We start from the raw sequence: 26,059 nt of genomic DNA on the forward strand, positions 1-26,059 counted from the left end.
TCAGACCTTGTTGGCAGCAGCGGCAGCGGCAGCGGCATTGGCCGCGTTGCGCAGCGACTTGCCGTGCTCGGGCGCCGGCCACAGTCCGCGCGGGCGCGACAGCATCACACCAATCATGGCCAGCGCGATCAGCAGCTGGCGCAATATCGACGCATCCAGCCGCCCGCCCGTCATGTTCTGCAGCGGGCCGGCCACATAGCGCAGCACCTCGGGCAAGGCCGCCAGCAGCAGCGAGCCCAGGATGACACCCGGCAAATGCCCAATGCCGCCCAGCACCACCATGGCGACGATCATCACCGACTCCATTAGGCTGAACGACTCCGGCGAGATGAAGCCCTGGAAGGCCGCGAACATGGTGCCCGACACGCCGCCAAAAGTGGCGCCCATGCCGAATGCCAGCAGCTTCAGGTTGCGGGTGTTGATGCCCATGGCCTTGGCGGCGATCTCGTCCTCGCGGATGGCCATCCAGGCGCGGCCCACGCGCGACAGTTCGAGCCGGTGGCAGATCACCACGCTCACCACCACCAGCACCAGGAACAGGTAGTAGTACAGCGACACCGACGCAATCTCGAAGCCCGCCACCGTGACCGGCCGGCCCAGGTTCAGCCCGAAGAAATGGATGGGGTCGATCTGGTCCACGCCCTTGGGGCCGTTGGTGATGTTGAACGGGTGGTCCAGGTTGTTCATGAACACACGGATGATCTCGCCAAAGCCCAGCGTGACGATGGCCAGGTAGTCGCCACGCAGCCGCAGCGTGGGTGCGCCCAGCAGCACCCCAAAGACGGCCGCCACCGCCGCCCCCAGCGGGATGATGACCCACAGCGGTGCATGCAGCCCGTTGGGGAACAGCGCGGCCATGCCCTCAAAGGCCTCGGTCAGGTGGGGCGAAGCCAGCAGCCCATACACATAGGCACCAATGGCGAAGAAGGCCACGTAGCCCAGGTCCAGCAGGCCGGCATAGCCCACCACGATGTTCAGGCCCAGCGCCAGCAGCACGTACAGCAGCGCCACGTCCAGAATGCGCACCCAGGCGTTGCCAAAGCCCTGCAGGCCCAGCGGCAGCACCAGCAGCAGCGCGGCGACCACCAGCATGGCGGCCAGTTTTTGCTGCGGGCTCAGTTTGTCGAGGAAGTTCGTCATGTCGTGCCTTCCCTTAAGCCCGGTCCGCCACCCGCTCGCCCAGCAGGCCCGAAGGCCGCAGCGTCAGCATGATGATGAGCACGATGAAGGCGAAGATGTCCGAGTAGTTGCTGCCCAGCACGCCGCCGGTCAGCTGGCCGATGTAGCCGGCGCCGATCGATTCGATCAGCCCCAGCAGGATGCCGCCCACCACCGCGCCGGCCAGGTTGCCAATGCCGCCGAACACCGCCGCCGTGAAGGCCTTCAGCCCCGGCAGGAAACCCATGGTGTGCTGCACCGTGCCGTAGTTGGCCGCCCACATCACGCCGGCAATGGCCGCCAGCACGGCGCCGATGATGAAGGTGGCCGAGATCACCATGTCGGGCTTGACGCCCATCAGGCCGGCCACGCGCGGGTTCTCGGCGGTGGCGCGCATCGCCCGGCCCAGCCGCGTGCGGCTGACCACCCAGCTCAGAATGGCCAGCGAAATGGCGGTGACGGAGAGGATCAGCACCTGCGTGGGCGTGATGACGGCGCCGCCTATGTTGAAGGGCGCACTGGGCAGCAGCGTGGGGTAAGGCTTGTAATTGGGCTTCCAGATGATCATGGCCAGCGTCTGCAGCAGGATGGACATGCCGATGGCGGTGATCAGCGTAGCCAGCTTCGGGCTGTTGCGCAGCGGCCGGTAGGCCACCTTTTCGATCACAAAGTTCAGCACCGCCGCCACCACGCAGGCAATGATGAGCGCCACCAGCAGGATGATCCAGCCCGGCGTGCCGGGCATGGCGTCGCGCATCAGGCCGATGATGGTCCAGCTGGTGAGCGCGCCCACCATCAGCACCTCGCCGTGGGCGAAATTGATCAGGTTGATGATGCCGTACACCATGGTGTAACCCAGGGCGACCAGCGCATACATGCTGCCCAGTACCAGACCGTTGATGATCTGCTGTAGCAAGATATCCATAATATTTTCCCGACTCCGAAATAAGGCGGCCCTCCGCCCTGTGGGTGCGGCCCCGCCCGCTGCCCGACTCTGGTGCACGTGTTTGGCCGCCATCCATCCGGTAGCAAAAAACCCGCCACTAGGGTAACCGGGCGGGTTTGCGGGGCATTGTACCGAAGCAAAAGACGCGCTTTGGCCCGCCTTTGAGGGTTAACCCTGTCTTAACGGTGTTTTAAGTGGGCATCCCCTACCAGGCCCGATGGAGCCAAACCGCGCAGGCCCATTTCTACCGGGCCTCACTTGACAATGCCTGGCGACCGCGCATAAACTAAACCAAATGGTTAACCTTAACGCCGCCACCCCCGAAGCCGAAGCCCAGCTCGACCGCGTCTTCGCCGCCCTGTCCGACGCCACGCGCCGGCGCGTGCTGGCGCAGCTGGACCAGGGCAGCGGGCCGGTCAGCATCAGCGAGCTGGCACAGGGGCATGCCATGTCGCTGCCCGGCTTCATGAAGCACCTGGCCGTGCTCGAGGCCGCCGGGCTGATTGCCCGCGCCAAGGAAGGGCGGGTGGTGCGCTGCGAGATCGACGCCTTGCCCATGCAGGAGGCGGCCATGTGGATAGACCGTTATGCCCATTTCTGGAACGAGCGCCTGGACGCGCTCGGCCGCTTCCTTTACCACCAGCAGGAGATCGCCCCATGGAGCCCACAGCCTCCCAACACGCCCAACCCAGCCAGCCCGCCTTCCAGCGCCAAAAGCAAGCCCAAGTCCGCCTCACCCGCAGCTACGACGCCGCGCCCGAAAGGGTCTGGCAAGCGTGGACCGAGCCGCAAGCGCTAGTCAGCTGGTTCACCGACGGCAAGCCCGCCGCCACCGACAGCGCCGAGCTGGACGTGCGCGTGGGCGGCCACTACCGCGTGCGCTTCACCATGGCCAATGGCGAACAGAACGAGGTCTTTGGCACCTACCAGGAAGTGCGCCCCTTTGAACGCCTGGTGTTCACCTGGGCCTGGGGCAGCACGCCCGAGCGCGTGTCGCGCGTCAGCATCAGCCTGGCGCCCACGCCCTGGGGCAGCGAGATGCGCTTTGTGCATGATCGCTTCTTTGACGACGCCGCCCGCGCCAACCACGAACGCGGCTGGAACCGGACCATGGCCCAGCTGGACGCGTACCTGCTCAGCCTGCACGCCAGCGCGCAACAAGAAGAGGCCTGAGACACACCATGAAGCACATTGGAAGCTGCCACTGCGGCCGCATCAAATTCGAAGTCGAAGGCGAGATCACCAGCGCCCTGGCCTGCAACTGCTCCATCTGCCAGCGCCGGGGTTCGCTGCTGTGGTTTGTGCCGCGCGAGCAGCTGACGCTGCTCACGCCCGAGGCGGACGCAGCCACCTACACCTTCAACAAGCACCACATCCAGCACCGCTTCTGCACCCACTGCGGCATGCACCCCTACGGCGAGGCCACCGCGCCCAATGGCCAGCCCATGGCTGCCGTCAACCTGCGCTGCATTGAAGGCATTGACCTGAAGGCGGTGCCGGTGACGGAGTTTGATGGGCGGGCGCTGTAGCGCGCTCAGCCCGAACGGACTGGGACAAACTCAGGCCAGCGGCATCATCCCCGTCGTCTCCGCCTGCGGGGTGATGCAGAAGTTGTCGCCCCCCGCGCGCTTCACGGTGTACATGGCCTCGTCGGCCACGCGCTGCAGCACCGCTGCCGAGCTTTGGCCATTGCCAATGGCCACGCCGATGGAGACGGTGAGTTGCCGCGTCTGCCCCATCACCTCGATGGGCTGGCGCAGCGCCTCCAGGCATTTGCCGGCCACCGTCTGCGCCGCCAGCTCGGCCACCGACGGCTGCGTCACCATGTGGTCCATCAGCATCATGAACTCGTCGCCGCCCACGCGCGCCAGTGTGTCTGATTCGCGCACGATGCCCGCCAGCCGGCGCGCCACCTCCACCAGTGCGGCGTCGCCCGCCTGGTGGCCCAGCTCGTCGTTGATGGGCTTGAAGCCGTCCAGGTCCAGGTACATCAGCGCGATGCGCTTGCCGGTGCGCTGGCTGCGCGCCAGCGCATTGGCCAGCCGGTCGGCGAACAAGGTGCGGTTGGCCAGGCCGGTCAAGGGGTCGTGGTGGGCCACGCGCTGCAGCTCGGTCTGGGTGGCGCCCAGCCGCGCCAGCAGGCGGTTGAAGGCGGCGGTGAGATGGCCCACCTCGTCTGCCCGCGCCACCGGCAGCGGCTCCATGGGGATCTCTCCGCGCGTCATGCGGTCAGCATGCTGGGCGGCCCGGTGCAGCGGGCGAAAGATCCACAGCAGCCCCAGCGTGGCCAGCACGCCAATCACCACCACCACCACCACGCTCGACCACTGCAGGTAGCGCTGCGTGCGCGCCACCGTGGCCAGCGCCTCTTCGGTAGAGATGCGCGCCACCACAAACCAGCCGGTGGTGGCCACCGAGGCAATGCCCGAAATCTCCTCGCGCCCCTGGGCGTTGATGGTTACGCCACTGCCACGGTAACCGGCCATGGCCTTGTCGTGCAGCAGGTTGACGCCCACCGCCGGCGTGGGCTTGAGCGCCATGTTGGCCTGGCTGGCGGCCACAAACAGCTTGTCGTTCGGCGACACCAGCAAAAAGCCGCCATGGTTGCCAATGCGGCTTTGCTCGGGAAACGCCAAAAAGCCCGAGTCATCAATGGCGGTGATGCCAGCCAACACCGCGCGCACGCGGCCGCTGGCGTCCATGATGGGCGCACCCATAGGCAGGATGGGCTTGCGCGCCAGCTTGCCCACCACCGGGCTGCCGATGGTGGCGTGGCCGTTCACCGCGCCCTGGATGTAGTCGCGGTCGGCGTAGACGATGCCACGGCGCTCGGGCCGGCGCGGGTAGTCGGCTATCGGTATGCCGGCGGTGTCGGTGACGAACAGCGACTCGGAAAACAGCGCCTGCAGCTTGTAGTGCTCGCCCAGCCACTGGCTCAGCTCGTCGGGCTTGCTCAGCAACGCCAGCGGCAGCGCCTCGGCCATCTGCTGCAGCACCACCTTGCGGGTCATGACCTTGCGGTCCACGTCCTGCGCCACGTAGTTGGCCAGCGACTCCTGCTGGCGCGCCACCACGTGCGTCAAATCCTCGCGCAGGAAGTTGGTCAGCAGAAAGTAGCGCGCCGCCGCGTCCGCAATCACCAGCAGCAATACGAATGCGACCAGCCGGGTGACGATGCTCTTGTTGATTTTTAGCGCCATTGGGGCAACATCATAGACCAGTGAAATGGCCGCGCCCTGTGTAAACGACCCGCCAACACCACCCGCCTGCGATACCATTTGGGCATGGACACAGCGTCTGTCACCTCGCGCACCAGCGGCATCAGCGTCACCCGCCAGCCCTTGCTGGCCGCCCGCCCCCACCAGGCAGCGCTGGTTGCGCTCGTGCTGGCCACCGCATTCATGGCCAGCGGCTGTGCCACCCGCGCCGCCACCGCTGGCGCCCAGGCCCCGGCCACCCGCAGCGAGCAGCTGGGCGCAGCGGTGGCGTCACCGCTGAACGACTTCAACCTGATGCAGATCGACATTCCCCCGGTGCTGCTGGAAGCCCGGGCGCGCCCCTACACCACCCCGGCCAAGCTGGAGTGCGCCCCCATGCTGAACGACGTGCTGGCGCTGGACGCCGCGCTCGGCCCCGATGTGGACGCCCCACCCCCCGCCACGCAAGACCGCAGCGCCGCCGACACCGGCACCCAGGTGGTGGGCGACGCGGCCGTCAACGCCTTTCGCAACACGGTGGAAAACCTGGTGCCCTTTCGCGGCTGGGTGCGCCGCCTGAGCGGTGCCGACCAGCACGAGCGCGATGTCGCCGCCGCCCTGGCCGCCGGCATGGCAAGACGCGCCTACCTCAAGGGGCTGATGCAGGCGCATGGGTGCTTGAAGATGGGGGAGAAGGCGAAGGAGCAGGCTGTGCCCGTGGCGCCTACTGCCCCAGTGGCGCCCACCGCACCCTCCATCCCGCCGCTACCGCCACCACGCCAGCCGCAGTGACGTTGCGCCACGACGCGGCCTGGGCGGCACAACCGCGCACCCCATTTCAACCAGCATCCATTAGCCCTGCGCCCGGCGCTTGCGCCAGCGCCACAACACGCGACCCACCCACACCGCCAGGCTGAGCAACAGCACCCAGGGGATGAGGAAGGCAATGCCGGTGATGGTGGATGAGATGCCCTGCGCCAGGTTGCCGCCGAAGTCCCCCGCCGCCAGGCTGATGGGCCGCCAGAACGACAGGTTTTGGTAGGAGATGATGCTGACGTTCAAAATCTCTGTGTCCACCCGCTGCATCAGGTGCGCACGGCTGCCGGTGGCGGCCTCCAACTGGCTCTGCACCTGGGCCAGCTCGCGGTTCACCTTGATCAACGCGTCCACATCGCTGGCGGCGCGGCCGCGCAGCGCCTCCAGCTTGGTGCGGTAGTCGTTCAACATGGCAAGCTGCTTGTCGGTGTCGGCAATCGGGCCGGCCAGGTCTTCGGCGCTGGTGGACTGGCTGACGATCTCGCCCTGCTTGCCCAGCGTCGCGATCAACTTGCGTATGCCAGCCGGCTTGGCGCGAAACTTCAGCGACGCACCGGCGTGCCGCCCAGTGGTGACGTTGGAATGCAGCACCGCGCACACATCGGCCACTGCCTCGCGGCAGGCGGCCTGCGCGGCTTCGAACACCGTGGGCACCTGCTGCGCCGGCACGTCGATGGTCAGGCTGTGTTCATAAGCCAGGTAACGGTTGGGGCTCACTGCCTGGGCGGTGGCTTCCTGGCGCAGCGCCGCCTCCAGCGGCTTCATCTCCTTCATCGCCAGGGCCTTGACCTGGCCTTCGCCTTTGTTGCCGCAGCCCGCCAGTGCAACAGCCAGCAACAGCGACGAGCCTACGCGCAAGCCTGCGCGCCGCGCATTGAATCCAATCATTGTTCTTCCTCCCTCTGTTCTATCAGCCGTGGCACACCACCCGGTTACGCCCCGTGCCCTTGGCCTGGTACATGGCCGCGTCGGCATGCTGCAGCAGGTCGGCCAGGCCGTCGTGGCGGGTGGCCACGCCTATGCTCACCGTCACCTGGATGGTGGTTTTTTGCCACTTGATGCTGTGCGCCGCCACCGCCAGGCGAAACTTGTCGGCCACCTGCGTGGCAGAGGTCGAATCGGTGTCGGGCAGCATCACCGCAAACTCTTCACCGCCCAGGCGGCCCGCCACGTCTGAGGCGCGAAACTCGCGCGTCAGCAGGTTGCCAATGTGCTGCAGCACCAGGTCGCCGGCGGCGTGGCCGTGCACATCGTTCACCTGCTTGAAGTGGTCCACATCCACCAGCAGGCAACTACACGGCGTCGCATTGCGCCGGCACAGCGCAGCCAGGCCCTCGCCCACCTCCATGAAGGCGCGGCGGTTGTTCAGGCCCGTCAGCGCGTCGGCGCGCGCCAGCTTTTGCGCCGCGTCGTGCGCGGACTTCAGGCGGTAGCCAATCTCGATCTGGTTGCGCATGGCCTCGGCCAGCACCTGGGTGCCGCGTATCGCGCCCAGGATGAACAGCGTGCCCCCCAACGCCATGCCCGGCGCCATCTGGCCCGGCTGCAGCACCAGCCACAGCATGCTGGGCACCATCACCACCAGCATGGCCGTGATGGTGATGCCCCGGTGGGCCGAATACGTGGTCACCGCGCCGGCCGTCATGCCGATGATGAAAAACAGGATGATCAGCTGCGCCACCTCATCACACTGCGCCAGCAGCCACGGCGCGCCAAAGCCCCACACGCCAGCGGCCAGCACCAGCGTGGCAATGTAGGGCCACTTCCACCCCAGCACCGCCTCACCCGCCGGCTTGGCGCGAAAGTAGACGATGAACATGGCCAGCCGGATGGCAAAACCGCCCGCCAGCGCACCCAGCCACAGCTGCAGCGACGCGGCCGGCAAGCGGCCCCACAAGATCCAGCACATCAGCGCGCCAATGCCCAGGCTGTAAAACACCGCCGGGAACGACTGCTTGAACAGCAGCGCCAGCGTATCGGCGCGCACCAGCGTTTCGTAGGGCGAAGGCGGGTTGTCCGGCGGGGGAATGGGTGAAGCTGAATGTGGCGCCGCAGGAATTGCGGTCATGAGCGTAGGCGGGGCCATGGGTGGGGTGGGCGCTAGCGACATGGCTCCAGAGCGTATCACCACTGCGCGCCAGGCGGTGTTGCGCGTTTGCACGCCCCAAAGCAAAGAGCCCGGCAAGCCGGGCTCTTTGTCAGGGGCAAAAGCTCAGAAGCTCAAGCCTGGGTCTTGCGGCGGCGGCGGGTTGCCACGCCAACGCCAACCAGCGCCAGGCTGACCAGGGCCAGCGAGGCCGGCTCAGGAACGGTGATGGTGATGTCCGTCTCACCCACGATGCCACCGTTAGCGTCGACAGCGCGCAGGAAGAACGAGTATTCACCCGATGCAGAGGCGTCGAAGGTCTGGCCAAACGGTGCCGCGAACCAACCCAGGTTGCCCGAGTTCTGCATCGCATTGTTGCCTGCCATCAGCGAGGCATAGTTGCCTGGCGTGCAGTTGGCCGCGATGCCTGCATTGCTGGCCGTGCCGTTGTTGCCGAACTGGCTGTCAATGCACGTGGTGCTGAGGTTGAGGACAGACGAGAACGCGTTGCCGACAGCCGGGTTGAAGTCCATACCCAGCAGATAGGTCAACCCGTTGGCAGACAGATTCGAGCCATTGCCGTTGTAGTTGGAATTGACCGTCCAGTCGAAATTCCACAGTGCCAGCGGGCCGGCGCTGGTGGCAAAGCTGCCGTAGGTGCCGTTGTTCTGGTCCATGGTTTCGGTCTGGAAGCGCACCCGGCCACGCAAGCCCAGTTCCAGCCCGGACGAGCTGACGCTCGAAATGGTGAAGTCGCCATTCTGGTTGCCGCCGGTGCCGAAGATGACCGTGGGGGTCACGTTGCCGTTGGTGATCGTGCCCACGGGGGCCGCGAATGCGCTGCACGCAGCCAGTGCTGCAGCGATGAGGCTGAGTGATTTGATCTTGTTCAAGTTAAATCTCCTTTGTGTGACGACGCACATAGTGCGGGGTTGAGGGAAACGCAAAGCTGCGTCTTGCACTGCAAAGCAATATTCGAGCCCCAAAAGGTGTGATCAGGCGAGAGGTTGATATTGCTAGCTTTTTTGTAGTGCGCGCGGCGATCCATTGCAGATTTGAAATGGCGCTGTCAAACGGTTCGACATTTCAAGCGCGACTGTTGTGTGGGGTAGCGCACATACGGCAATGGTTGAACGGGATATCGTCAAAACGCTCGAGCTTGTCGAGGGCTTTGGCACGTCCAACCGGACTAGAATCCGGGGCAAACCACTGAGGCGTGCCAAACCGTGACCAGCCCCCATGCAACGGATGTCAGCGCGAACGCAACCACCCGTGAACCGTCCCGCTTCACGCGCTGGCTGGACAAGCTGAAACGCTTCAAAGCGGTTGTCGTCGCGGTGGCCGGTGTCGGGGCGGTGCTGAGCGGCCTGGTGGGGTGGTACACCACTTACAGAACCGTGGCAGGGCCCGCTGCGCCAGTGGCAAGCGCCGCGCCGGTGGCCCCACTCTCCATCCTCGTGCTGCCGTTTGCCAACCAGACGGGCGACGCGCAAAAGGCCTACATCGCCGATGCACTCACCTCCAGCATCAGCGCCGACCTCAACCGCATACGCGATGCCTTTGTGGTGCCCACCGCCACCGCGTTCACCTTCAAGGACAAGGCCCTGAGCGTGCAGCAGATCGGCCAGGCCGCCGGCGTGCGCTTTGTGCTGCAAGGCAACGTGCTGGCCAGCGGCGAGAAGCTGCGCATCGGCGCACAGCTGTCAGACGCGCAAACCGGCGCGCAGTTGTGGAACGACACCTTCGAAGGCGAGTTGGGCAAACTGTTCGAGCTGCAAGACCTGGTGACCGCCCGCATAGGCAACAGCATAGGGCCCGAGATGGTGGTGGTGGCGGCGCGCGACAGCGCCAAGCGCGCCAACAGCCCCAAGGTGGCCGACCTGATGCTGCGCGCCCGCGCACTGCGGGCGCACCGCCAGTCGCTGGCCAACTTCATCCAGATGGAAAAGCTGTACCGCGAGGTGCTGGCGCTGGACCCCGGCAATGCCGTCGCCATGGCGGACCTGGCCAGCATCTTGGCACTGCACGCCTTCAACTTCATGCAAACCGGCGACCCGGCGCAAGGGCCCCTGGTGGACGAAGCGCGGGAGCTGGCGCTGCGGGCCAAGCCGCTGGACCCCAACCTGCCCAACATCTACATCGCGCTGTCCGTCTACGCGGGCCTGCACAATGACCTGGATGGCTCACGGCGCATGATGGAGGAGCGGCTTGCGCTGGACCCCAAGAACCCGTCCGCCTACATCAACCTGTCTACCGTGCTCACTTACTTGGGCGAACCGCAGCGCGCCATGGATTTGCTGAAGCAGGCCTTGGCACTGCACCCCAAGGGCAGCATTTCCGTGTTCGCCAACATGGCCAACAACAGCTTGATGCTGGGGGACGACGACGCCGCGATCAGCTGGGCCCAAAAGGCATTGGACAAGGATGCCGACTATTTCCCTTCCCACACGCATCTGGCCATCGCCTACGCCAACAAAGGCGACATGGCCAAGGCCCAGCAGCATGTCGCCGAATACAAGCGCCTGGCGCTGGCGGCAGGCGTCAAGACCGGCATAGAGGCACTGCCGGCGGGCATGTCACAGGGCTACATCACGTATTACCAGACGCGCTACGTGCCGCAGTGGAAGAACGCCGGCCTGCCCTGAGGCAGCAGGCGTCATTCGGGTATGCCGGCCAGCTTGGCGGCCTGCAAGACGCGCTTGTTGAACGCCAGGCGGGCAGGCGTGGCGTTCTTCTCCGGGTAGAGTGCCGCCTTGGAGGTCTGGTAGCCAGGGTCCAGGCGCAGCAACTCCGCGGTGGCGGCTTTGGCGTTGTCCAGCTCGCCCAGCAGGGCATAAGACCAGGCCTTGGGCTCCAGGCAGAAAGAGAACTTGGGGTTGTTCTGCGTGCAACGGTTGGCGTAGTCAATCGCCTGGCGGTAGTCGCCCGCCACAAAGTAGGAGGCCGCCAGGTTGTTGAACAGGAAGGTGACCTGGCGCGGGTCCTGCAAGGCCAGGCCCTGCTTCAGCACCGCAATGGAACGCTGCGGGTCGTCCACCGTCAGGAACAGCCCCAGGCCGTTGTAGGCGTTGGGGTTCTTGGGGTCCAGCTCCACCCAGCGTTCCAGCGCCTTCAGCGCGCCGGTTCTGTCGCCCCTGCGTATCAGGTAGCGGCTCAGCGGCCCGTACAGCATCGGGTCGCCGGGGTCCAGCGCCTGGGCCTGCAGCAGCAGCTGGTCAGCCTCTTCCTTCAGCTTGGCCTGCTGCGGTGCGTCCAGCTGGTGGCCAAAGTTGATGCCCCTGTCGTTCAGCACGAAGGCCAGCCGCACCAGCGCCCCGGCGTGCTGAGGCTCCAGCGCCAGCACCTGGCGCAGCAGTTTTTCCATCTGCCGGGACGCCTCCAGGGTGGTGGTTTGGAAGCCCAGGGCGCGCACGCGCAACATCAGGTCGGCCACCTTGGGGGAGTCTTGCCGCTTCAGGCTGTCGCGCGCGGCCAGGATGACCATTTGCGAGCCCATGCTGTTGCCTATGCGCGCCGTCACCTGGTCTTGCAGCGCAAACAGGTTGGCCAGCTGGCCCTCGAAGCTCTCGCTCCACAGCTGCGCGCCGCTGGCGGTGTCCGACAGCTGGGCGTCTATGCGCAGCGTGTCGCCGCTGGCGCGCACGCCGCCGGTCAGCACAAAGCGCACCCGCGCCGCCTGGCCCAGCTCCTTCAGCCCCAGGTTCTTGTCGCGGTAACTCTGCGCGGTGGACACCGGCAGCACCACGGCGTCGCGTATGCGCGAGGCGTCGGCGGTGATGGAGCTGGTCATGCCGTCGGCAATGTAGGCCTTGCCGGCATCACCCGTCTGGTTGGCAAACGGCAGCACCATCACCGACAGCGGGTTGATGCCATCGGCTGCCGGCGCACTGGCGCCAGCCGGCGCGGCGGCCGTGGTGGCCACAACCCTGTAGGTGGTGTACCAGCCCACCAGGCCGCTCAGCACCGCGCCCACGCCGGCAACGGCCACGATGGCACCCTTGACGTGTTTGAGCTTGCCCACCAGCCGGGAGAAACGACCCGGTGGTGCGGCGGTGGGCGCAGTGCCCGCTGGCGGCACGGCTACCTCAGCCTGCAAGGGGTGGCGCTGTGCCTTGAAGACTTTTGCCACGCCGTTCTCACTCCCTATGTGGTGTGCGCGCCATTGTATGCAGCCCCCGTCCAGGCTTCGCGCACCGCCCGCAGGTGGCGCCAGTCGGTGCCGCAACAGCCGCCCAGCACATTCAGGTTCGGCAGCGCGCCCTTCAGGCCACGGTAGCGCTGGGCCAGGTCGCGCGGGTCGCCAATGTCCAGCTCCGTCGACTCATCCAGTTCCGCGTGGCTCTTGGTCGAGGCATTGGCGCGCAGCGCGCGGATGCGCCCTGCCCAGGCCGGCGCGCCGCGCAGCACGTCGGCGAAATGCGTGGGGTGGGCGCAGTTGATGCCAAAGTAGGCCGGCGGCGCGGCCGCATCCACGCGCGCGATGGCCTCGCCCAGCGACTCACCACTGGGCAGCCGGCCATCCGTCTCCACCGTGAACGACAGCGCCACCGGCAGGCCAACCCGCTGCGCCGCCAGCGAGACGCCCAAGGCCTCGGCCGACGTCGTCATGGTGACGGCCGACAGCATGTCCACTCCGCCGTCGGCCAGCGCCTGCGCCTGGGCCTGGTGGTAGCGGGCCGCCTCCTCGACACTGTTGGGCGCGTCGGCCATGTAGCCGTCACCGCGCGGCCCGATGACGCCGCTGACCACCACCGGCCCGCTCAGCCGTGGCGCCCAGCGCGCGCGCAGGGCCACCAGCATGCGGGCGGCGTCCAGGTTCACCTGCCGCAGGCCCGCCGCGTCCAGGCCCAGCAGCGTGGTCCAGTCCGGGTTGGCGCGCCAGGTCGGCGTTTCCAGCACGAAGCCCGCGCCCGGCGTGTCGGCGCAGAGCTCCAGGTAGGGCACGTAATAGCCCTTCAGGCGCTCGCGCCCCACCTCATCGGCCATCAGGGTGAAGGCGGCGAAGTGCGGCAGCTCGACCTTGTCGAGGAAGACCAGCGTGGTCTCCAGCCCGCCATCGCCAAAGAACAGTTGTCCCGACAGTTGAGGAAGCGCGTTGGCCATGTTGGTACTCCTTGCAGCCAGAGGGAAGTGCCCGCACCCCGCGCGGGGTGCGTCAGGGAATCACTGCGATGCCCACCACCGCTGCGCCACCCGCCAGCGTGCCCAGCGCTTCGGCTTTGCCGGAATCGAGGTTGACCAGGTACAGGCGGTAAGGGCCCTGCGTCGCAGTTTGCAGGGCGGCAAAGGCGGCGCCGCTGACATCTGCAATGTCCAGGGCCGCATCCTGCAGTGCACCGGTGCCCAAAGGCCCCACGGTGAACAGCCGCCCGGTATTGGGGGACACCACGGGCTGCACGCCCTCCACCGAACCCTGGCGCACCAACATGCCACTGCGGCCGTCGATGGCGTAGTTGGTGGTGAGTTTTTCGTCTTTCTTGTTGTAGGTGTAGGCCGCCGCCATCAGTGCGGGTTTTTGCCCAGCCTGGGCGTCGCCCGGTTCGTAGGCCACCGCCGGGTCTACGGCGGCAACGGCGCCGGTATCGGGATGCAGGCGCAAGCTTTGGCCGCTGTTGCTGACCACGCGAATGCGGTCGGCCACCGGGTTGAAGTCCACACCGAAGACGGCGCCCTCCAGCGCCGCCGGGGCGGCTGTGCCCACGGGGGTGACCACACCGGTATCGGTGTTGATGGTGTAGAGCCGCCCGCTGCGCGACAGGGTGAACAGCACGCCCTTGCTGATGCGGTAGTCCATGCCAACCAGGCGCTCACCGGCGGGCAGGTTTTGCAGGGCGACGCGCTGCAGCACGCGGCCGGGTTGACCGGCGTTGACCGTCAGCAGTTGCAGGTCTTGGGTGAGTACATGCAGGCTTTCCTTGCGCGGTGGGCCTTCCGCGGCCTCTTGCGTCGCGCATCCAGCGAGCAAGCCCGCCAGACCCAGCACCAGACTGCCTACCGAGGCAAACACCCTTGACCGAAGAAAACTCATGGCATCTCTCCTACAAAATGGGTGCTGCTCAGGCACGACGCGACAACTATACCGCGAGTATGCCCAGAGCAAGGGCCTGCCCGTGGGTGTCAACATCGAGAGCGTGGCCGTGCCCAAAGGATGGGCTAGCCCATTCAAGGGGGCTGATGGTCCAAGGCATTGCTGGCTGCCCGCAAAAGCGCCGCGCCGCCAGACAGTTGTGGACAAGCCTCAGCGATGCCAATGTTGGGGTGAACCAACACAGGGCGACCCAGCAGTTTGATGGGGTCCGCCAGCATATCCAGCAGACCCATGGCAATGTCATCCAAGCGCCTGCGCCCCTCAGCCGCGCCTGCCGTGCAGCCAAATTCGCACTCAGCCAGGCGACTCAGCATTTGTTCCGTCTTCAATCGACGTGTCAGCCGCGCTGCAACAACACGAGACAGTTCGTCCGCAATCAAGCTGCCGTAGCGTTCTCGCACCAACACAATATCCGGCACCCGCAGGCTGAGAACGGCCAGCCGCCACGGGTGCCCGGACCTGCGTTGCAACTCATTGTCCAAGTGTGCGGTAAAGGAACTGCGGTTGGGAAGACCGGTTGCAGCGTCGCAACCGCGTGGCTGCAACCGCCTGTCAAGCCTCTGGGCTGAACTGAGCACACATTCACGTGCTTGCTGGACTCGCGCCATCAGACTGGCTGTAGCCAAGGACTCTGGCATGCGCGGACGTGTATCAAGGGGCGGGGATGACTCGAACGCCCCCGTCTTCAATCGATCAACAGAAGTGACAGCCATCCTTCGACTCCAACGACAGGAATGGATTTGAGCATCGGCGTCGCGAGCGGTCTGTTCGCTGTCTAACATGCGCATGGCATGGTGGGCAACAGCGTGACCAGGCTGGAAGCGTACTTCCAGGGCAAGAGGAGGTGAGCCAAATTGGCGACCCGTTGAGAGGTTGTACACAATCCCGCCACAATCGCCCCAGCCGATTTGACGCAAATCAATCCTGGCCAGGGTGCCCACCCAGCACCATGGCCCCATGACGCTCGAACCCCACTTCCACTGGAACATGCCCTCCACCTTCAAGGGCAAGGAAACCTGGATCACCGAAGAGAAACTGACCGAGGAGCAGGCGATGCGGAGAAACCCCTACGCATGGCCGGTTTGGCGGTCTATGGAACTGCGCCCGGTTGATGAGCACTTGCAGGCATCGCCATTGCCGGCAGCTTGATGCGCGCGGGATTCAAAGGTACGCCAACCCCGTGCCGGCATACCCCGCCAACCCCACATGCGACTGGTTGGCGGCAGAGGCGGCCATGTCGGCCATCCACTGCGCCTGCGTGGTGGTGTGCGCGTTCAGCGGCGCCACCAGGCTGGCCAGCGTGGCCGCGTCAGGCGCGCTGCCGTTGACGTTGGCGTAGACAAACTTGACGAATGACGCATTGTCCGCGCCGCCGGCAAAGGCCGCCATGATGCCGGTGTCCACCAGCAACTGGGCGCCGCTCAGCAGCGTGGCGCCGCTGTCGAAAAAGCCCAGGAACAGGCCGGCAAACTTCTTGTCGGCCACGAAGCCGGTGCCCAGCACGGCGGCCATCATCAGCACCGTCTTGCCACCGGCGTCACTGGCGGCCATGTCGGTGGCCAGCGATACATCGGTGAAGATGAGGCGCTCCACGTTGCTGACGTTGTCCACCCCTTCGCTGCCTTTGCTGTCGGTGACGACAAAGCCGCCCCCGCTCTTGCCCAGCGTGTAGTTGCCGCGCAAGCCGTTGAAGTAAGCCACGTCCAGGCCGCTGCCGCCGTCCAGCGTGTCGTTGCCGGCGCCGCCCATCAGCTCGTCGTTGCCGCCACCGGCGCTGATGCTGTCGTTGCCGCCCCAGCCCGTCAGGCCGTCGCGCTGGTCCGAGCCGGTGAGGCTGTCTGCATACTCGGAGCCTTCCACGTCCTCCATGTTGATCAGCGTGTCGTTGCCCGCTGCGCCCGTCACCTTGCCGGTGGCCAGGTTGGCGGTGATGGGGCCGCTGGCAAAGCGGTAGGCGGCATAGTCGTACCCGGCGCCGCCGTCCAGCGTGTCATTGCCGCCCAGGGCTTCAAAGGTCTCATCGGCCGCGCTGCCGGTGAAGCTGTCGTTGAAGCCGGTGCCAAACAGCCGCTCCACGCTGATCAGCTTGTCCGTGCCGGCGCCACCCTTGGTGGCCACGCCGGTGGCCAGGTTGACGTTGACGGCGCCCGGCGCGCCGGAATAGTCCACCAGGTCAGAGCCGGTGCCGCCGTCCAGCGTGTCGTTGCCGAAAGAGGTCACCATCACATCATTGCCGGCCAGCGCGGTCATGTAGTCATTGCCCGCGCTGCCGCCCTGGGTGTCGTTGCCGGCGGTGCCGACAAAGGTGGGGCTGGCGGCAATGCCCTTGGCGGTGCTGAAGCTGTAGTTGGTGGAACCCGCCCAGGCATTGCCGGCCGCGTCGCGCACGCTGCCATAGGGGAAATCGAACGACAGCGTGGCGTCAGCCGGCATGTCCTTGGTGGGGTTGATGGTCAGCACCAGGCCGTTGAACGTCAGCGCGGTGCTGGTGGCCACGTCAAAGGTCTCGACGATCACCGACGTGCCCGCCCGCAACACGATCGTGCCCGAGCCCCGCACGATGGCCTCGTTGAAATACACCTGCAGGTTGGCCACCACCGGCACGTCGCGGTCCCCGGTCCCCGGCGAGTAGTACAACAACGCGGGCGGCGTGATGTCCAGCGCCGACAGCGCCAGCGTCAGGTCGCTGAACTTGATGAACTCGATGTTCTTCAGCACATCGGTGCCCACGCCGGCGCCGCTGACGGTGACACCGCCGCCCGTCTGCGACACGGTGAAGCTGGCGCGCGTGCCGGCATACACGGCGGTGTCGCTGCCGCTGCCGCCGTCCAGCGTGTCTGCACCAGCGCCACCATCCAGCGTGTCGTTGCCGGCGCCGCCATCCAGCAGGTTGGCCAGGTCATTGCCATACAGCGTGTCGTTGCCATTGCCACCCACCGCGTTTTCCATGTTGCCGGCCAGCCAGAACAGCGTGTGCGGCGAGGGCAGGCTCAACTCCGACGAGGGGATGGCCAGGCCGGCCAGTGTGTCCACCAGCACCGAGAAACGGTAGTTGGGCAGGCGTATGCTCCAGCCCACCGCGGCCCCGGCGGCCGACACGGTGTCGTTGCCGCTGGCGTCCCAGATGGTCATGTAATAGCCGGTCTGCTCCAGCTTGAACGTGCTGTCACCCGCGTTGGTGGCCAGGTTCTTGCCATACAGGTATTGCAGCGCCAGCACGTCCAGGATCATGGGCGTGGCCGGGTCATAGGCCAGGTAGTTGTAGTAGTTGTCGTCGTTGTACGACATGATGGTGGCCACATCCAGGTCCAGCTCAGGGAAGCCCAGCTGCGTCAGCGTGGGGCGGCCGGTGCCACCGTTGTCGTGTGGATGCTTCAGGCCCAGCACATGGCCCAGCTCGTGCATGAACACAAACCAGCCCGCGCTTCCCGGCTCGTAGGAGGACAGGCTGTTGGCCTGGCTGCGCTGGTTCAGGAACACATCGCCGACCTCACCCAGGTAGTCCGTCGCGTAGGTCGGGTTGAAGTTGCCCAAAGCCCAGGCGCTGTTGCTGCTGAAGAACCGGTTGACACCGTCCAGCGACACGTTGATCTCGCTGCCCGCCAGCGCGGCCACCGAAGGCGTGGTGTAGAAGCCCACGTAGTTGAACTTGATGTCCGCATAGGCCGAGAACACGGTGAACATCGCGCTGAGGTGCTGCACCAGGAAGTCCGGCTTGTTCCACACCTCGCCAAAGAAGCCGTTGGAAATGCTCCAGTCCACCGTCTTGTCGCTGCCCAGCTGCCAGTAGTAGCCGTGGGTGGTGGCGTCGATGAAAGGATCGAACGTGCGGCCGAAATACCAGTAGATGGGTGATGCCATGCGTGTCGCGCCTCCCCTGCGCGGCGGTGTTGTCTATTTATTCTGCGAGATATTCTGTCGCAGACGGCGCGGCCTGTCCATGGCTGCGGGCGCCGGCAAATCCACCCGGGTCATACACCCAAGTTATCCACACAAGATACATCACACTTTCGCGCCGAAGCTTCCTAGAATTCACTTCAACGCCGCGCAACAGGGTTGACTGACAACAGTCAACGCCGCCACGACGGCACCCGCGCCGGGCCCTCATCCACACGCCAGTGCACTGAGGGGCCGGCAGCGTAAAAAGTCCATATGCATCGCTCTGCCGGCAGAGGCAGGGAAATACCACCCTTTGTGTATTTGCCCGCCTGTCGATGCGCTGCGCCTTGCATACGCACCAGCACACAGCCGGGCCCTTATGGAGCCCTTTGCCATGCATGCTGACCAACCCCGGCCCAAGCCCGTCTTCGGCCCCATCTCGCTCGCGGCTGAAACCCGCGCCACCCTGCCCACCCACGAGGCGGCCCACCACCTGAACCGCTCGCCCCAGACCCTGCGCCTGTGGGCCATGCGCGGCGACGGCCCGCTACAGCCCCTGCGCATAGGCCGCCGCCTGGCCTGGCCGGTGGACGCCATCAAGCGCGTGCTGGAGGTGGCATGAGCAACACCACCTCACCCACCACTGCCGACAGCACCATGCCCATAGACAAGGTGCTGCCCCGCCTGCACAAGCTGCGCCAGCGCCAGGGCGGCCCATCCGGCGGCCAATGGAGCGCCTGCTGCCCCGCGCATGCAGACGGCTCGCCCAGTTTGAGCGTGCGCGAAACGCCCGACGGCGCCGTGCTGATGCACTGCTTTGGCGGCTGCACCGTGGCCGAGGTCTGCGCCGCGCTGGGCCTGGAGCTGCACGAGCTCTTCCCACCCCGCGCCGGCAAACCACAAACCCAGCGCGACACCGAAGCCCCCCAGCCCAAGCCGCCCCGCCTGCTGAGCCCCAGCCACGCGCTGGCCCTGCTGCGCACCGAGGCGCTGCTCGTCACCGTGGCCGCCGGCAACCTGGCGCGCGGCACGCCGCTGAGCGATGCCGACCGCCGGCGCCTGCTGCAAGCCGCGCCGCGCGGCCTGGCTGCATGAGGAGGCCTGCGAAGCATGAACGACGACAACACACCACCCAACCCGACCCTTCATTCATTCAACCCCAACACCGAGACACACACCATGGACACCACCTTTGCCGAACCCGAACCCCGCCCCAACAACAAGCGCCCCAAGCACGGCGGCGCCAACCACCTCTACATGACCGCCGACAAGGCCGCCATCCTGGTGGACCACCACCTGCTCGGCCTGCGCGATGCCGACGCCCAGCGCGCCCAGATGCGCGCCGCCCTGCAGGCGCTGAACCTCACCCAAATGGCGCACCGCGAATTCAAACCGCGCGAGCCCCTGCTGGCCCCCTGGCTGTGCACGCAAGACCTGGCCATGGTGTTTGCTCCGCGTGGCATTGGCAAGACCCACTTTGCGCTCAGCGTGGCCTACGCCGTGGCCAGCGGCGGCACGTTCGCCAAATGGCAGGCGCCGCAGGCGCACAAGGTGGTCTACCTGGACGGCGAGTTACCCGGCGGCGTGATGAAAAGCCGCCTGGCCGTGCACCTGCCCGAGCACCCGTTTGACCCCAACAACCTGCTCACCTTCACCCCCGACCTGCTGGACGGCGAACACGCCCTGCCCGACCTGAGCACCCACGCCGGCCAGGCCGAGGTGGAGCCCATGCTGGAAGGCGCCAAGCTGGTGGTGGTGGACAACCTGAGCGCCTGGGCGCGCACCGGCAACGAGAACGAGGCCGAAAGCTGGCTGACGGTGAGCGAATGGCTGCTGAAGCTGCGCCGCCGCGGCATGGCCGTGCTGCTGGTGCACCACGCCAACAAAAACGGCCAACAGCGCGGCACCAGCAAACGCGAAGACCTGCTGGACGTGGTGATCCGCATGAGCCGCCCGGCCGACTATGACCCCAAGCAAGGCGCCGTCTTCGAAGCCGAGTTCACCAAGGCCCGGCACCTGATAGGCAGCGACGCCGAGACGCTGGAGATGACTCTGGCGGGGGAGGAGACGCAGGCGGTGTGGAGCTGGCGGACGGCGGAGAACAGCAACTACCTGCGAGTACTGAACTTGGCCAAGGATGGGCTGAAGCCCTCGGAAATCGCCGAAGAACTGGGCCTCAACAAGTCCAACGTCAGCCGCAACTTGCGCAAGGCCAGAGAAGCTGGTGAACTGCCAAAGACCAAAGGCGAATGAACAAGTCCGACCCCTTGCGGGCAGCACTACAGCGGGTGGCAGTCAAGCATGGTAATGGGTCGGCGGTGGTGGCAGCTTCGGCCGCCCTGCCCCTGCCTACGGCCCTGCCGAAGCTGCCGCCGTTGGGCTTTGCTGAGCTGCGGCTGAAGGCACGGCTGTTGGCTGCTGCAATGCGGCGGTGTGACCAACTGGGCGATGCCGAATCGGCCAGGGAAGAGATGCAGCGGCAGTGTCTGGAGGTGCCGGTGGGGCAGTGGGAGGAGCTGTTGGCGTATTTTGTGGAGATCAGGGACGGGTGAAATTGGTTGCGCAGTTGCGCTACCTGGGTGCGCAACTGCGCAACATTTCACTGGAAATCTGCTGGGAGAAACAAACCTTAAGCTAGATCTGTTGCCGCGACTATCGCTCCATCCCGGACACGAACACCTTGAATCCGCCTAAATAGCGCTACAAGCGACGCAGGCACCAATTGAGGATAGTCATCGAGAACCTTCTGAACTATGGCAAGTTTCAACTCCGACTCCTTTGTGTATCGAAGGAGGGGCGGAAAGACATCTTTAAGCGTGCTTTCCAACGTATGCCCCTGAACCCTTGCAAACCAGCCAGGAACAGTGGTACTTAACCCACCCGAATATTTGAATTCAACTACTTCGTCATCACCTCCTTTTGCAAGACGTTCTGCAACTTTTCCCACTACAAAATTCACGAGCCCCTGTAACTCACCCTGAGAAAACTCAAGAGCGCGAGTGTATTTTGCTTGCTCATGCAGCCTCACTTCTTCCGCTGTCAGGAATTTCTCACGCAAAAGAAACAACCCCAATAAGAGCGGATCAAGGATGAAGTTTTCTATGCTGTAGCGTTCATTTTCGCCAGCCACAAAGATTGACTCAGAGCTGCCATTTTTCCCATCCCAATCAATAACACCCACAACAGTCCGGTTTCCCGCTGTGACCAAGCTATTGACCACACTCTTGACTTGCTCACAATCACCAATTCCTCGAACACCAGACGCTATAAAGCTCAGTGAAATTTCCGGCTCCAATGCTGGCTTGGCAAGCTCGTACAACTTGCTGTAATACGAGACGTCGTGTTTGCTCTCCACGAAGACTTGACGGCGATTCTCGTAATTAACACTTAGGGTTGGAACGCCCGAGGTAAGAATTCCTAACGCGGCGTCCTTACTCGTGATTCCAATTCGATCTGGCCCCTGCTTGTGCATGACAAAAATCGAATGGTCGGGCGCTAAGGCAACCGTTGATGGAGAATGAGTTGTCAAAATTACCTGAATTCCATGCTGCTGCACAAGGGTCGTTCCGATCGTCCTAAGCAGGGAGCGTGTCATAGATGGATGCAATGGAGCATCGATCTCATCAAACAATAAAAGCTTGGGGAACTCAGCGGTCGAGTTCGGATCTTTCGCGTGATATAGGCATAGAGCAAAAGACATCAGAATCCGCTCTCCAGACGAGAGATCATTGAACTTTATTCGTATGCCTCTCTTTTCATCCGTAAGTATTGGCTCATAGGGTCGATCGTCCCACGCATAGGGCGCATTGATTCTGAAGTCGAGTTCGGCCACTTCCAGAATTTCATTCAAAAACTCCCATGGCGCGGCTCCATGCTTCTGAAGAAACTCATCGTCTGTGAGAAATGAAACTTCTGCTCCCTTAGTTTTTGCTGTTTCCCTGACTTGGTTTTGATACCAATGACGTTGGTATGCACTGAACAGGCGTGCAAACGATTGCTGAAATAAATCAACCGGCTGCCAGTTTTTGGGAAATTCACCAAAGAAGTCGTCCGTGTCCATTGCGAAGATTGGAACTTTCGCAGTTTTAGCGATTGTCGACATTAGTCGCACACGATTTTGCGGATCGTTTCGCACAAAGTTGCTCGTTAAGTTCTGTTCAACAGCCGCTGCGGACTGAGCGATCGAAACGGCAATTACTGCAGCCTGTCCGGCCGGCACCCCGAGAGACACTAAGTCCTCTGTCTTGAGTGCCAGAGCCTTCTTAACGCTGAGGGATTCCAGCCTTGGGATTCCAAATTGCCGAAGCGACTCCCGAAAAGACTCAACAAACTGCTCCTTCTGCTGGCTAATCTCGCTCCAAAATCCCGCTTGTTCCTGAGATATCTGCGCTCCGGAAAACGCTCCAGTATCCTGGGGAACAAGTGAGCTGCTATCAAATCGACGTATGGGTCGAAATCCATGAGGTTGATTTGGTGGGATGCCTTCGACTGTAATTGCCCCGTTTTCCAGCGCTTCGAGAAGATGGGATTTGCCCGCACCATTTACTCCGGTGAGCACCGTGAATGAAGAAAGCTCAAACGGCTCAAATCGGGTGATCGACTTGTATGGGCGATTGAATGATAGTTTCATGGGATAGGCTTTTCTGCGCCGAACTGAGATTCCCAAAAGATCGAACGAACTGAAGGCCAGACCGTCCTCTCTGTCAAACCCCAGTTGGCAATAGCAAACACTATAGCCTCAGGTGTCATTACTAGCAAAAGTTGCGCAGTTGCTTTCCCTAGGGTGCGCAACAACGCAACATCCGCCTGTCAACTCCGTTCAACGCAAATCTACATGCGCCGCTAGCTCGACTCGAAGGCTTCGACAAGCTCAGCCTGAACGGTATTTGGTGAGTACGCAACCGCACAGACCCCCCACCCCCTCCAACCGACCATGGCAGTCTCTCCCCCACGCAAAGCGAGCCCCCGCCATGCTCACCCTCCACACCTGGTCCACCCCCAACGGCCGCAAGGCGTCCATCATGCTGGAAGAGGTGGGGCTGCCTTACACGGTGGTGCCGGTCAACATCGGCAACAACGAGCAGTTCGCGCCGGCCTTCTTGCAGCTGTCGCCCAACAACAAGATCCCCGCGCTGGTGGATGACGAGGTGCAGGGCTATGGCGGGCGGCCGCTGGCGTTGTTTGAGAGCGGTGCCATCCTGGTCTACCTGGCGGACAAGAGCGGCCAGCTGCTGGCCAAGACGGGGCCGGCGCGCTACACCACGCTGGAGTGGGTCTACTGGAGCATTGGCGGCCTGGGGCCGATGATGGGGCAGCTGGGCTACTTTGCCAAGCGCGCGCCGCAGGCAGAGCCGCTGGCCATACAGCGCTTCACCGAAGAGGCAGACCGCCTGCTGGGCGTGCTGGACCGGCGGCTGGCGCTTACCGGTGCTTACGTGGCGGGGGCGGACTATACGATTGCCGACATTGCCTGTTACACCTGGAGCCTGGCCGCCGCCACCCACCTGCAAACGGTGCTGGCCGACAGCCTGGCGCCCAAGCTGGATGTGCAGCGCTGGCTGAAGGCCGTGGGCGAGCGCCCGGCGGTGCAGCGCGGCATGCAGGTGCCACCGGACGCCGATGCGGCCACGAAGAAGTGAGATTTGCCCTACACCGCTTGCCGCCACCGGCCTACGCCGCCCGCGCGGCTGCGGTTTTATGCTGGCGTTGCGCAGTCGCGCTTTGATTCACACTCAAGGAGAGAGAGACCATGAGCAAAAAGCAGCCATCCCAGCCGCAAGCAGACCAACAAGAACAACAGCAAGAGGACAACAAGTACGAGCAAAACGCCAACCCGCGCCAAAAGCCGCAGGCCGATGCCGGCGGCTCGCAGCAGCAGCAGAACGGCGAGCGCGTCAGCGGCGGTGCCAAGCAGGGCAACAAGTCTGGCAGGTCCAACCAGTCGTCGCAAGACGATGACCGCGCCGACGACAACGACGACGAGTCCATCGCCGGCTGACCTGCACCGTCAGCTGACACCTAACGATTACATGGGGCCTTTCTTCAAAAAGGCTTTTAAGCCGGCGGCAACGCCGGCTTTTTTTGCGCCTGCTCAGGCCGGTGCGCTGGCCTGTGGCTGCTGCTGTTGCTGCGCGCTGCGGTAGCGCCAGAAGCTGGGCAACAAAAACCCCGTAGCCACCACGCCCACCGCGCAGATGGCCCCGCCCACCCAGATGGCGGCTGACACGCCCCAGGCGTCGGCCATGAAGCCGGCGCGGGCGTTGCCGATCAGCGGGCCGGTGAGGTAGCTGATCATCTCTATGCCGGCCAGGCGGCCGCGCAGGTCGTTGGGGATGGTCTGGCTCCAGATGGTGCCGCGAAACACGCCGCTCACCATATCTGCCGCGCCGGCCGCCGCCAGGCACACCAGGCCCAGCCACAGGCTGGGCGCAAAGCCCAGCGCCACGATGGCCAGCGCCCACAGCGCGGCCGAGATGACCACCGCGCGCCCATGGCGGGTGACCTTGCCCGTCCACCCGCTGAAGACGCCAATGGCCAGCGCGCCCACCGACATGGCAGACAGCAGCCAGCCCACCGCTTCGGTGCGCCCATCGGCCGCGGCCATGGCAGGGAACAGCGCCACGGGGAAGGCAAAGGCCATGGCCACGATGTCCACAATGTAGGTGCCCATCAGCACCGGGCGCGCCCAGGCGAAGCGCATGCCTTCCATCAGGTCGGCCAGCAAATGGGGGCGGTCGGCCTTGGCCTCCACGTGGCCGATGTCGGCCCGCGGAATGCGGATGATGAAATACAGCGCGGCGATGAAGGTGGCAATGTCAAACAGGTAGGCCCCCACGGCGCCCCACCCCGCCAGCAAGATGCCCGCCAGCGCCGGCCCGGCCACCATGCCGATGGTGCCGCGCACCGAGGCCAGCGCGGCCACGGCGGCGTAGTCGTCCGGGTGGGTGAGCTTTTGCGTCAGCGCCTCCAGCGCCGGGCGGTGAAAGCCGCTGGCGCCTTGCAGCACCGCCACCAGCGCATAGATGGCCAGCACGCTGGGCGTGGCCTGCAAGGTGTTGGCCAGCAGGCCGGCCAGGCACAAGGCCATCAGCACCTCGCTGCCGATGAGCAGGCGTTTGCGGTCCACCCGGTCTGCCACCGCGCCGCCCAGCAGGCCGCACACCACCACGGGGATGAGCTGCACCAGCCCCAACAGGCCCACCTGGGCGTTGGAGCGCGTCAGCTCATACACCTGCCACGGCACGGCCACATAGCTGACCATGGTGCCCAGGCCCGAGATGAACTGGCTGGCGAAGAGGCGGCGAAAGGCGGTGTTGCGGCGCAGGGGGCCGATGTCGAGAAACATGGGTTCAACCGGGTCAGCTTGCCTTAACCTTACCTTCAACCAATTGCTTGACATCAGCAAGGCTACCGCCAGTCAGCGCGGCATCGGGCCACCAGTGGCAGATGAAGGGCTCCTCCAGCAGCAAATACCCATCCGCAAAGCGTTTGAAGCGGGTGAACGCCTGCCAACTCTGGTCCGCTTTGCCGAGCGGTGATTGAAAGGCCGCGCCAGCGGCGCTGAGCGTGACACGAACCTGTGCGCCGTAGGCCGGTGATCGCTTCATACGCTTGGCCAGATTCCACCTGTCGAGCCTGGAGCCGAACATCAAGAACCCAAGCACGACGACAGCCATCCCCAAAAACCAACGATCTGCCCGCTTTGCCGAACCATTGAATATGGCCGCACCGAGAAAGACGATGATGAGGCAAAAGCCCACCACGACGGCAATGTGCACCAACATGCTCAACGGCTTCCAAGCCCGCATGCTCTGCCGGCGGGCCAAGCACGCCGCCACGTGTGCCTCGTCGTAACGAAACACGTATTCGTTCACGGGCAGTGCCGTCAC

At 64.6% G+C, this 26,059-nt stretch carries 25 protein-coding genes and 1 pseudogene; 12 read left to right on the forward strand and 14 right to left on the reverse strand.

Annotated elements, in window-relative coordinates; all coding sequences use genetic code 11:
- Positions 1-1,140, reverse strand: a complete 1,140-nt coding sequence (locus AC1DX2_RS10605) for a branched-chain amino acid ABC transporter permease (RefSeq protein ID WP_477196305.1) — start codon at positions 1,138-1,140, stop codon at positions 1-3.
- Positions 1,141-1,153: 13 nt separating this feature from the next.
- On the reverse strand, positions 1,154-2,083 hold the full coding sequence (locus tag AC1DX2_RS10610) for a branched-chain amino acid ABC transporter permease (RefSeq protein ID WP_477196306.1): 930 nt from the start codon (positions 2,081-2,083) through the stop codon (positions 1,154-1,156).
- A 316-nt stretch (positions 2,084-2,399) separates the two neighbouring features.
- Here AC1DX2_RS10610 and AC1DX2_RS10615 point away from each other — a divergent pair, with 316 nt between their 5' ends.
- The 3 genes and pseudogenes from AC1DX2_RS10615 to AC1DX2_RS10625 all read left to right on the forward strand — a co-directional run bounded on the left by AC1DX2_RS10615 (position 2,400) and on the right by AC1DX2_RS10625 (position 3,633).
- Positions 2,400-2,903, forward strand: coding sequence for an ArsR/SmtB family transcription factor (locus AC1DX2_RS10615; RefSeq protein WP_477196307.1), 504 nt, complete (start codon positions 2,400-2,402; stop codon positions 2,901-2,903).
- A gap of 8 nt (positions 2,904-2,911) precedes the next feature.
- Positions 2,912-3,277, forward strand: a pseudogene (locus AC1DX2_RS10620) (SRPBCC family protein); the annotation flags it as partial.
- An 8-nt stretch (positions 3,278-3,285) separates the two neighbouring features.
- Complete coding sequence (locus AC1DX2_RS10625; RefSeq protein ID WP_477196308.1) at positions 3,286-3,633, forward strand: GFA family protein; 348 nt, start codon at positions 3,286-3,288, stop codon at positions 3,631-3,633.
- A 30-nt stretch (positions 3,634-3,663) separates the two neighbouring features.
- Here AC1DX2_RS10625 and AC1DX2_RS10630 read toward each other — a convergent pair whose 3' ends face one another.
- Positions 3,664-5,304: a sensor domain-containing diguanylate cyclase gene (locus AC1DX2_RS10630; RefSeq protein ID WP_477196309.1), complete on the reverse strand. Its 1,641-nt coding sequence runs from the start codon at positions 5,302-5,304 to the stop codon at positions 3,664-3,666.
- 84 nt (positions 5,305-5,388) lie between these two features.
- Between AC1DX2_RS10630 and AC1DX2_RS10635 the strand changes: the two genes are divergently transcribed.
- A complete protein-coding gene (locus tag AC1DX2_RS10635) occupies positions 5,389-6,093 on the forward strand; it encodes a hypothetical protein (RefSeq protein WP_477196310.1) in 705 nt (234 codons plus the stop codon).
- A 60-nt stretch (positions 6,094-6,153) separates the two neighbouring features.
- Here AC1DX2_RS10635 and AC1DX2_RS10640 read toward each other — a convergent pair whose 3' ends face one another.
- The 3 genes from AC1DX2_RS10640 to AC1DX2_RS10650 form a co-directional block, all read right to left on the reverse strand.
- Positions 6,154-7,005, reverse strand: a complete 852-nt coding sequence (locus tag AC1DX2_RS10640) for a DUF4349 domain-containing protein (RefSeq protein WP_477196311.1) — start codon at positions 7,003-7,005, stop codon at positions 6,154-6,156.
- 22 nt (positions 7,006-7,027) lie between these two features.
- Positions 7,028-8,185 (reverse strand): GGDEF domain-containing protein, encoded by a 1,158-nt coding sequence (locus AC1DX2_RS10645; protein ID WP_477196312.1) that lies wholly within the window; start codon positions 8,183-8,185, stop codon positions 7,028-7,030.
- A 152-nt stretch (positions 8,186-8,337) separates the two neighbouring features.
- On the reverse strand, positions 8,338-9,096 hold the full coding sequence (locus AC1DX2_RS10650) for a PEP-CTERM sorting domain-containing protein (protein WP_477196313.1): 759 nt from the start codon (positions 9,094-9,096) through the stop codon (positions 8,338-8,340).
- Positions 9,097-9,429: 333 nt separating this feature from the next.
- On the opposite strand from AC1DX2_RS10650, the gene AC1DX2_RS10655 reads away from it, so the two are divergent.
- Entirely contained in the window at positions 9,430-10,848 is a 1,419-nt protein-coding gene (locus AC1DX2_RS10655; protein ID WP_477196314.1) for a tetratricopeptide repeat protein, read from the forward strand.
- A gap of 11 nt (positions 10,849-10,859) precedes the next feature.
- Here AC1DX2_RS10655 and AC1DX2_RS10660 read toward each other — a convergent pair whose 3' ends face one another.
- The 4 genes from AC1DX2_RS10660 to AC1DX2_RS10675 all read right to left on the reverse strand — a co-directional run bounded on the left by AC1DX2_RS10660 (position 10,860) and on the right by AC1DX2_RS10675 (position 15,280).
- Entirely contained in the window at positions 10,860-12,332 is a 1,473-nt protein-coding gene (locus AC1DX2_RS10660; RefSeq protein WP_477196315.1) for a tetratricopeptide repeat protein, read from the reverse strand.
- A gap of 14 nt (positions 12,333-12,346) precedes the next feature.
- Positions 12,347-13,306 carry a homocysteine S-methyltransferase family protein gene (locus AC1DX2_RS10665; protein ID WP_477196316.1) on the reverse strand — a complete coding sequence of 320 codons (960 nt, stop codon included), beginning with the start codon at positions 13,304-13,306 and terminating at the stop codon, positions 12,347-12,349.
- 52 nt (positions 13,307-13,358) lie between these two features.
- Positions 13,359-14,231 (reverse strand): DUF4394 domain-containing protein, encoded by an 873-nt coding sequence (locus AC1DX2_RS10670; RefSeq protein ID WP_477196317.1) that lies wholly within the window; start codon positions 14,229-14,231, stop codon positions 13,359-13,361.
- Positions 14,232-14,365: 134 nt separating this feature from the next.
- Complete coding sequence (locus AC1DX2_RS10675; protein WP_477196318.1) at positions 14,366-15,280, reverse strand: diguanylate cyclase domain-containing protein; 915 nt, start codon at positions 15,278-15,280, stop codon at positions 14,366-14,368.
- Here AC1DX2_RS10675 and AC1DX2_RS10680 point away from each other — a divergent pair.
- Entirely contained in the window at positions 15,249-15,440 is a 192-nt protein-coding gene (locus AC1DX2_RS10680; protein WP_477196319.1) for a hypothetical protein, read from the forward strand. The two genes, AC1DX2_RS10675 and AC1DX2_RS10680, sit on opposite strands and share 32 nt — an antisense overlap.
- Before the next feature lie 12 nt (positions 15,441-15,452).
- Here the strand turns inward: AC1DX2_RS10680 and AC1DX2_RS10685 are convergent, their stop codons facing one another.
- Entirely contained in the window at positions 15,453-18,152 is a 2,700-nt protein-coding gene (locus tag AC1DX2_RS10685) for an Ig-like domain-containing protein (RefSeq protein WP_477196320.1), read from the reverse strand.
- 412 nt (positions 18,153-18,564) lie between these two features.
- Here AC1DX2_RS10685 and AC1DX2_RS10690 point away from each other — a divergent pair, with 412 nt between their 5' ends.
- The 4 genes from AC1DX2_RS10690 to AC1DX2_RS10705 are packed head-to-tail and all read left to right on the forward strand — an operon-like array spanning position 18,565 to position 20,722.
- A complete protein-coding gene (locus tag AC1DX2_RS10690) occupies positions 18,565-18,792 on the forward strand; it encodes a DNA-binding protein (RefSeq protein ID WP_477196321.1) in 228 nt (75 codons plus the stop codon).
- The gene (locus AC1DX2_RS10695; protein ID WP_477196322.1) at positions 18,789-19,265 is read left to right on the forward strand and encodes a DNA primase; all 477 of its coding nucleotides are present in this window, start codon (positions 18,789-18,791) and stop codon (positions 19,263-19,265) included. Before AC1DX2_RS10690 ends, AC1DX2_RS10695 begins: the two co-directional genes overlap by 4 nt.
- 15 nt (positions 19,266-19,280) lie before the next feature.
- The gene (locus tag AC1DX2_RS10700; protein WP_477196323.1) at positions 19,281-20,423 is read left to right on the forward strand and encodes an AAA family ATPase; all 1,143 of its coding nucleotides are present in this window, start codon (positions 19,281-19,283) and stop codon (positions 20,421-20,423) included.
- Positions 20,420-20,722 carry a hypothetical protein gene (locus AC1DX2_RS10705; RefSeq protein WP_477196324.1) on the forward strand — a complete coding sequence of 101 codons (303 nt, stop codon included), beginning with the start codon at positions 20,420-20,422 and terminating at the stop codon, positions 20,720-20,722. The genes AC1DX2_RS10700 and AC1DX2_RS10705 overlap by 4 nt, the downstream gene beginning before the upstream one ends.
- A 77-nt stretch (positions 20,723-20,799) precedes the next feature.
- Here the strand turns inward: AC1DX2_RS10705 and AC1DX2_RS10710 are convergent, their stop codons facing one another.
- Complete coding sequence (locus AC1DX2_RS10710; RefSeq protein ID WP_477196325.1) at positions 20,800-22,800, reverse strand: AAA family ATPase; 2,001 nt, start codon at positions 22,798-22,800, stop codon at positions 20,800-20,802.
- A gap of 340 nt (positions 22,801-23,140) precedes the next feature.
- Between AC1DX2_RS10710 and AC1DX2_RS10715 the strand changes: the two genes are divergently transcribed.
- Both AC1DX2_RS10715 and AC1DX2_RS10720 read left to right on the forward strand, forming a co-directional pair.
- A complete protein-coding gene (locus AC1DX2_RS10715) occupies positions 23,141-23,809 on the forward strand; it encodes a glutathione S-transferase N-terminal domain-containing protein (RefSeq protein ID WP_477196326.1) in 669 nt (222 codons plus the stop codon).
- Positions 23,810-23,919: 110 nt separating this feature from the next.
- The gene (locus tag AC1DX2_RS10720; protein WP_477196327.1) at positions 23,920-24,168 is read left to right on the forward strand and encodes a hypothetical protein; all 249 of its coding nucleotides are present in this window, start codon (positions 23,920-23,922) and stop codon (positions 24,166-24,168) included.
- A gap of 93 nt (positions 24,169-24,261) precedes the next feature.
- Here the strand turns inward: AC1DX2_RS10720 and AC1DX2_RS10725 are convergent, their stop codons facing one another.
- Both AC1DX2_RS10725 and AC1DX2_RS10730 read right to left on the reverse strand, forming a co-directional pair.
- On the reverse strand, positions 24,262-25,515 hold the full coding sequence (locus AC1DX2_RS10725; protein ID WP_477196328.1) for an MFS transporter: 1,254 nt from the start codon (positions 25,513-25,515) through the stop codon (positions 24,262-24,264).
- Positions 25,516-25,528: 13 nt separating this feature from the next.
- A complete protein-coding gene (locus AC1DX2_RS10730; protein ID WP_477196329.1) occupies positions 25,529-26,059 on the reverse strand; it encodes a hypothetical protein in 531 nt (176 codons plus the stop codon).

Source organism: Hylemonella sp. P2_B10 (assembly GCF_056404875.1).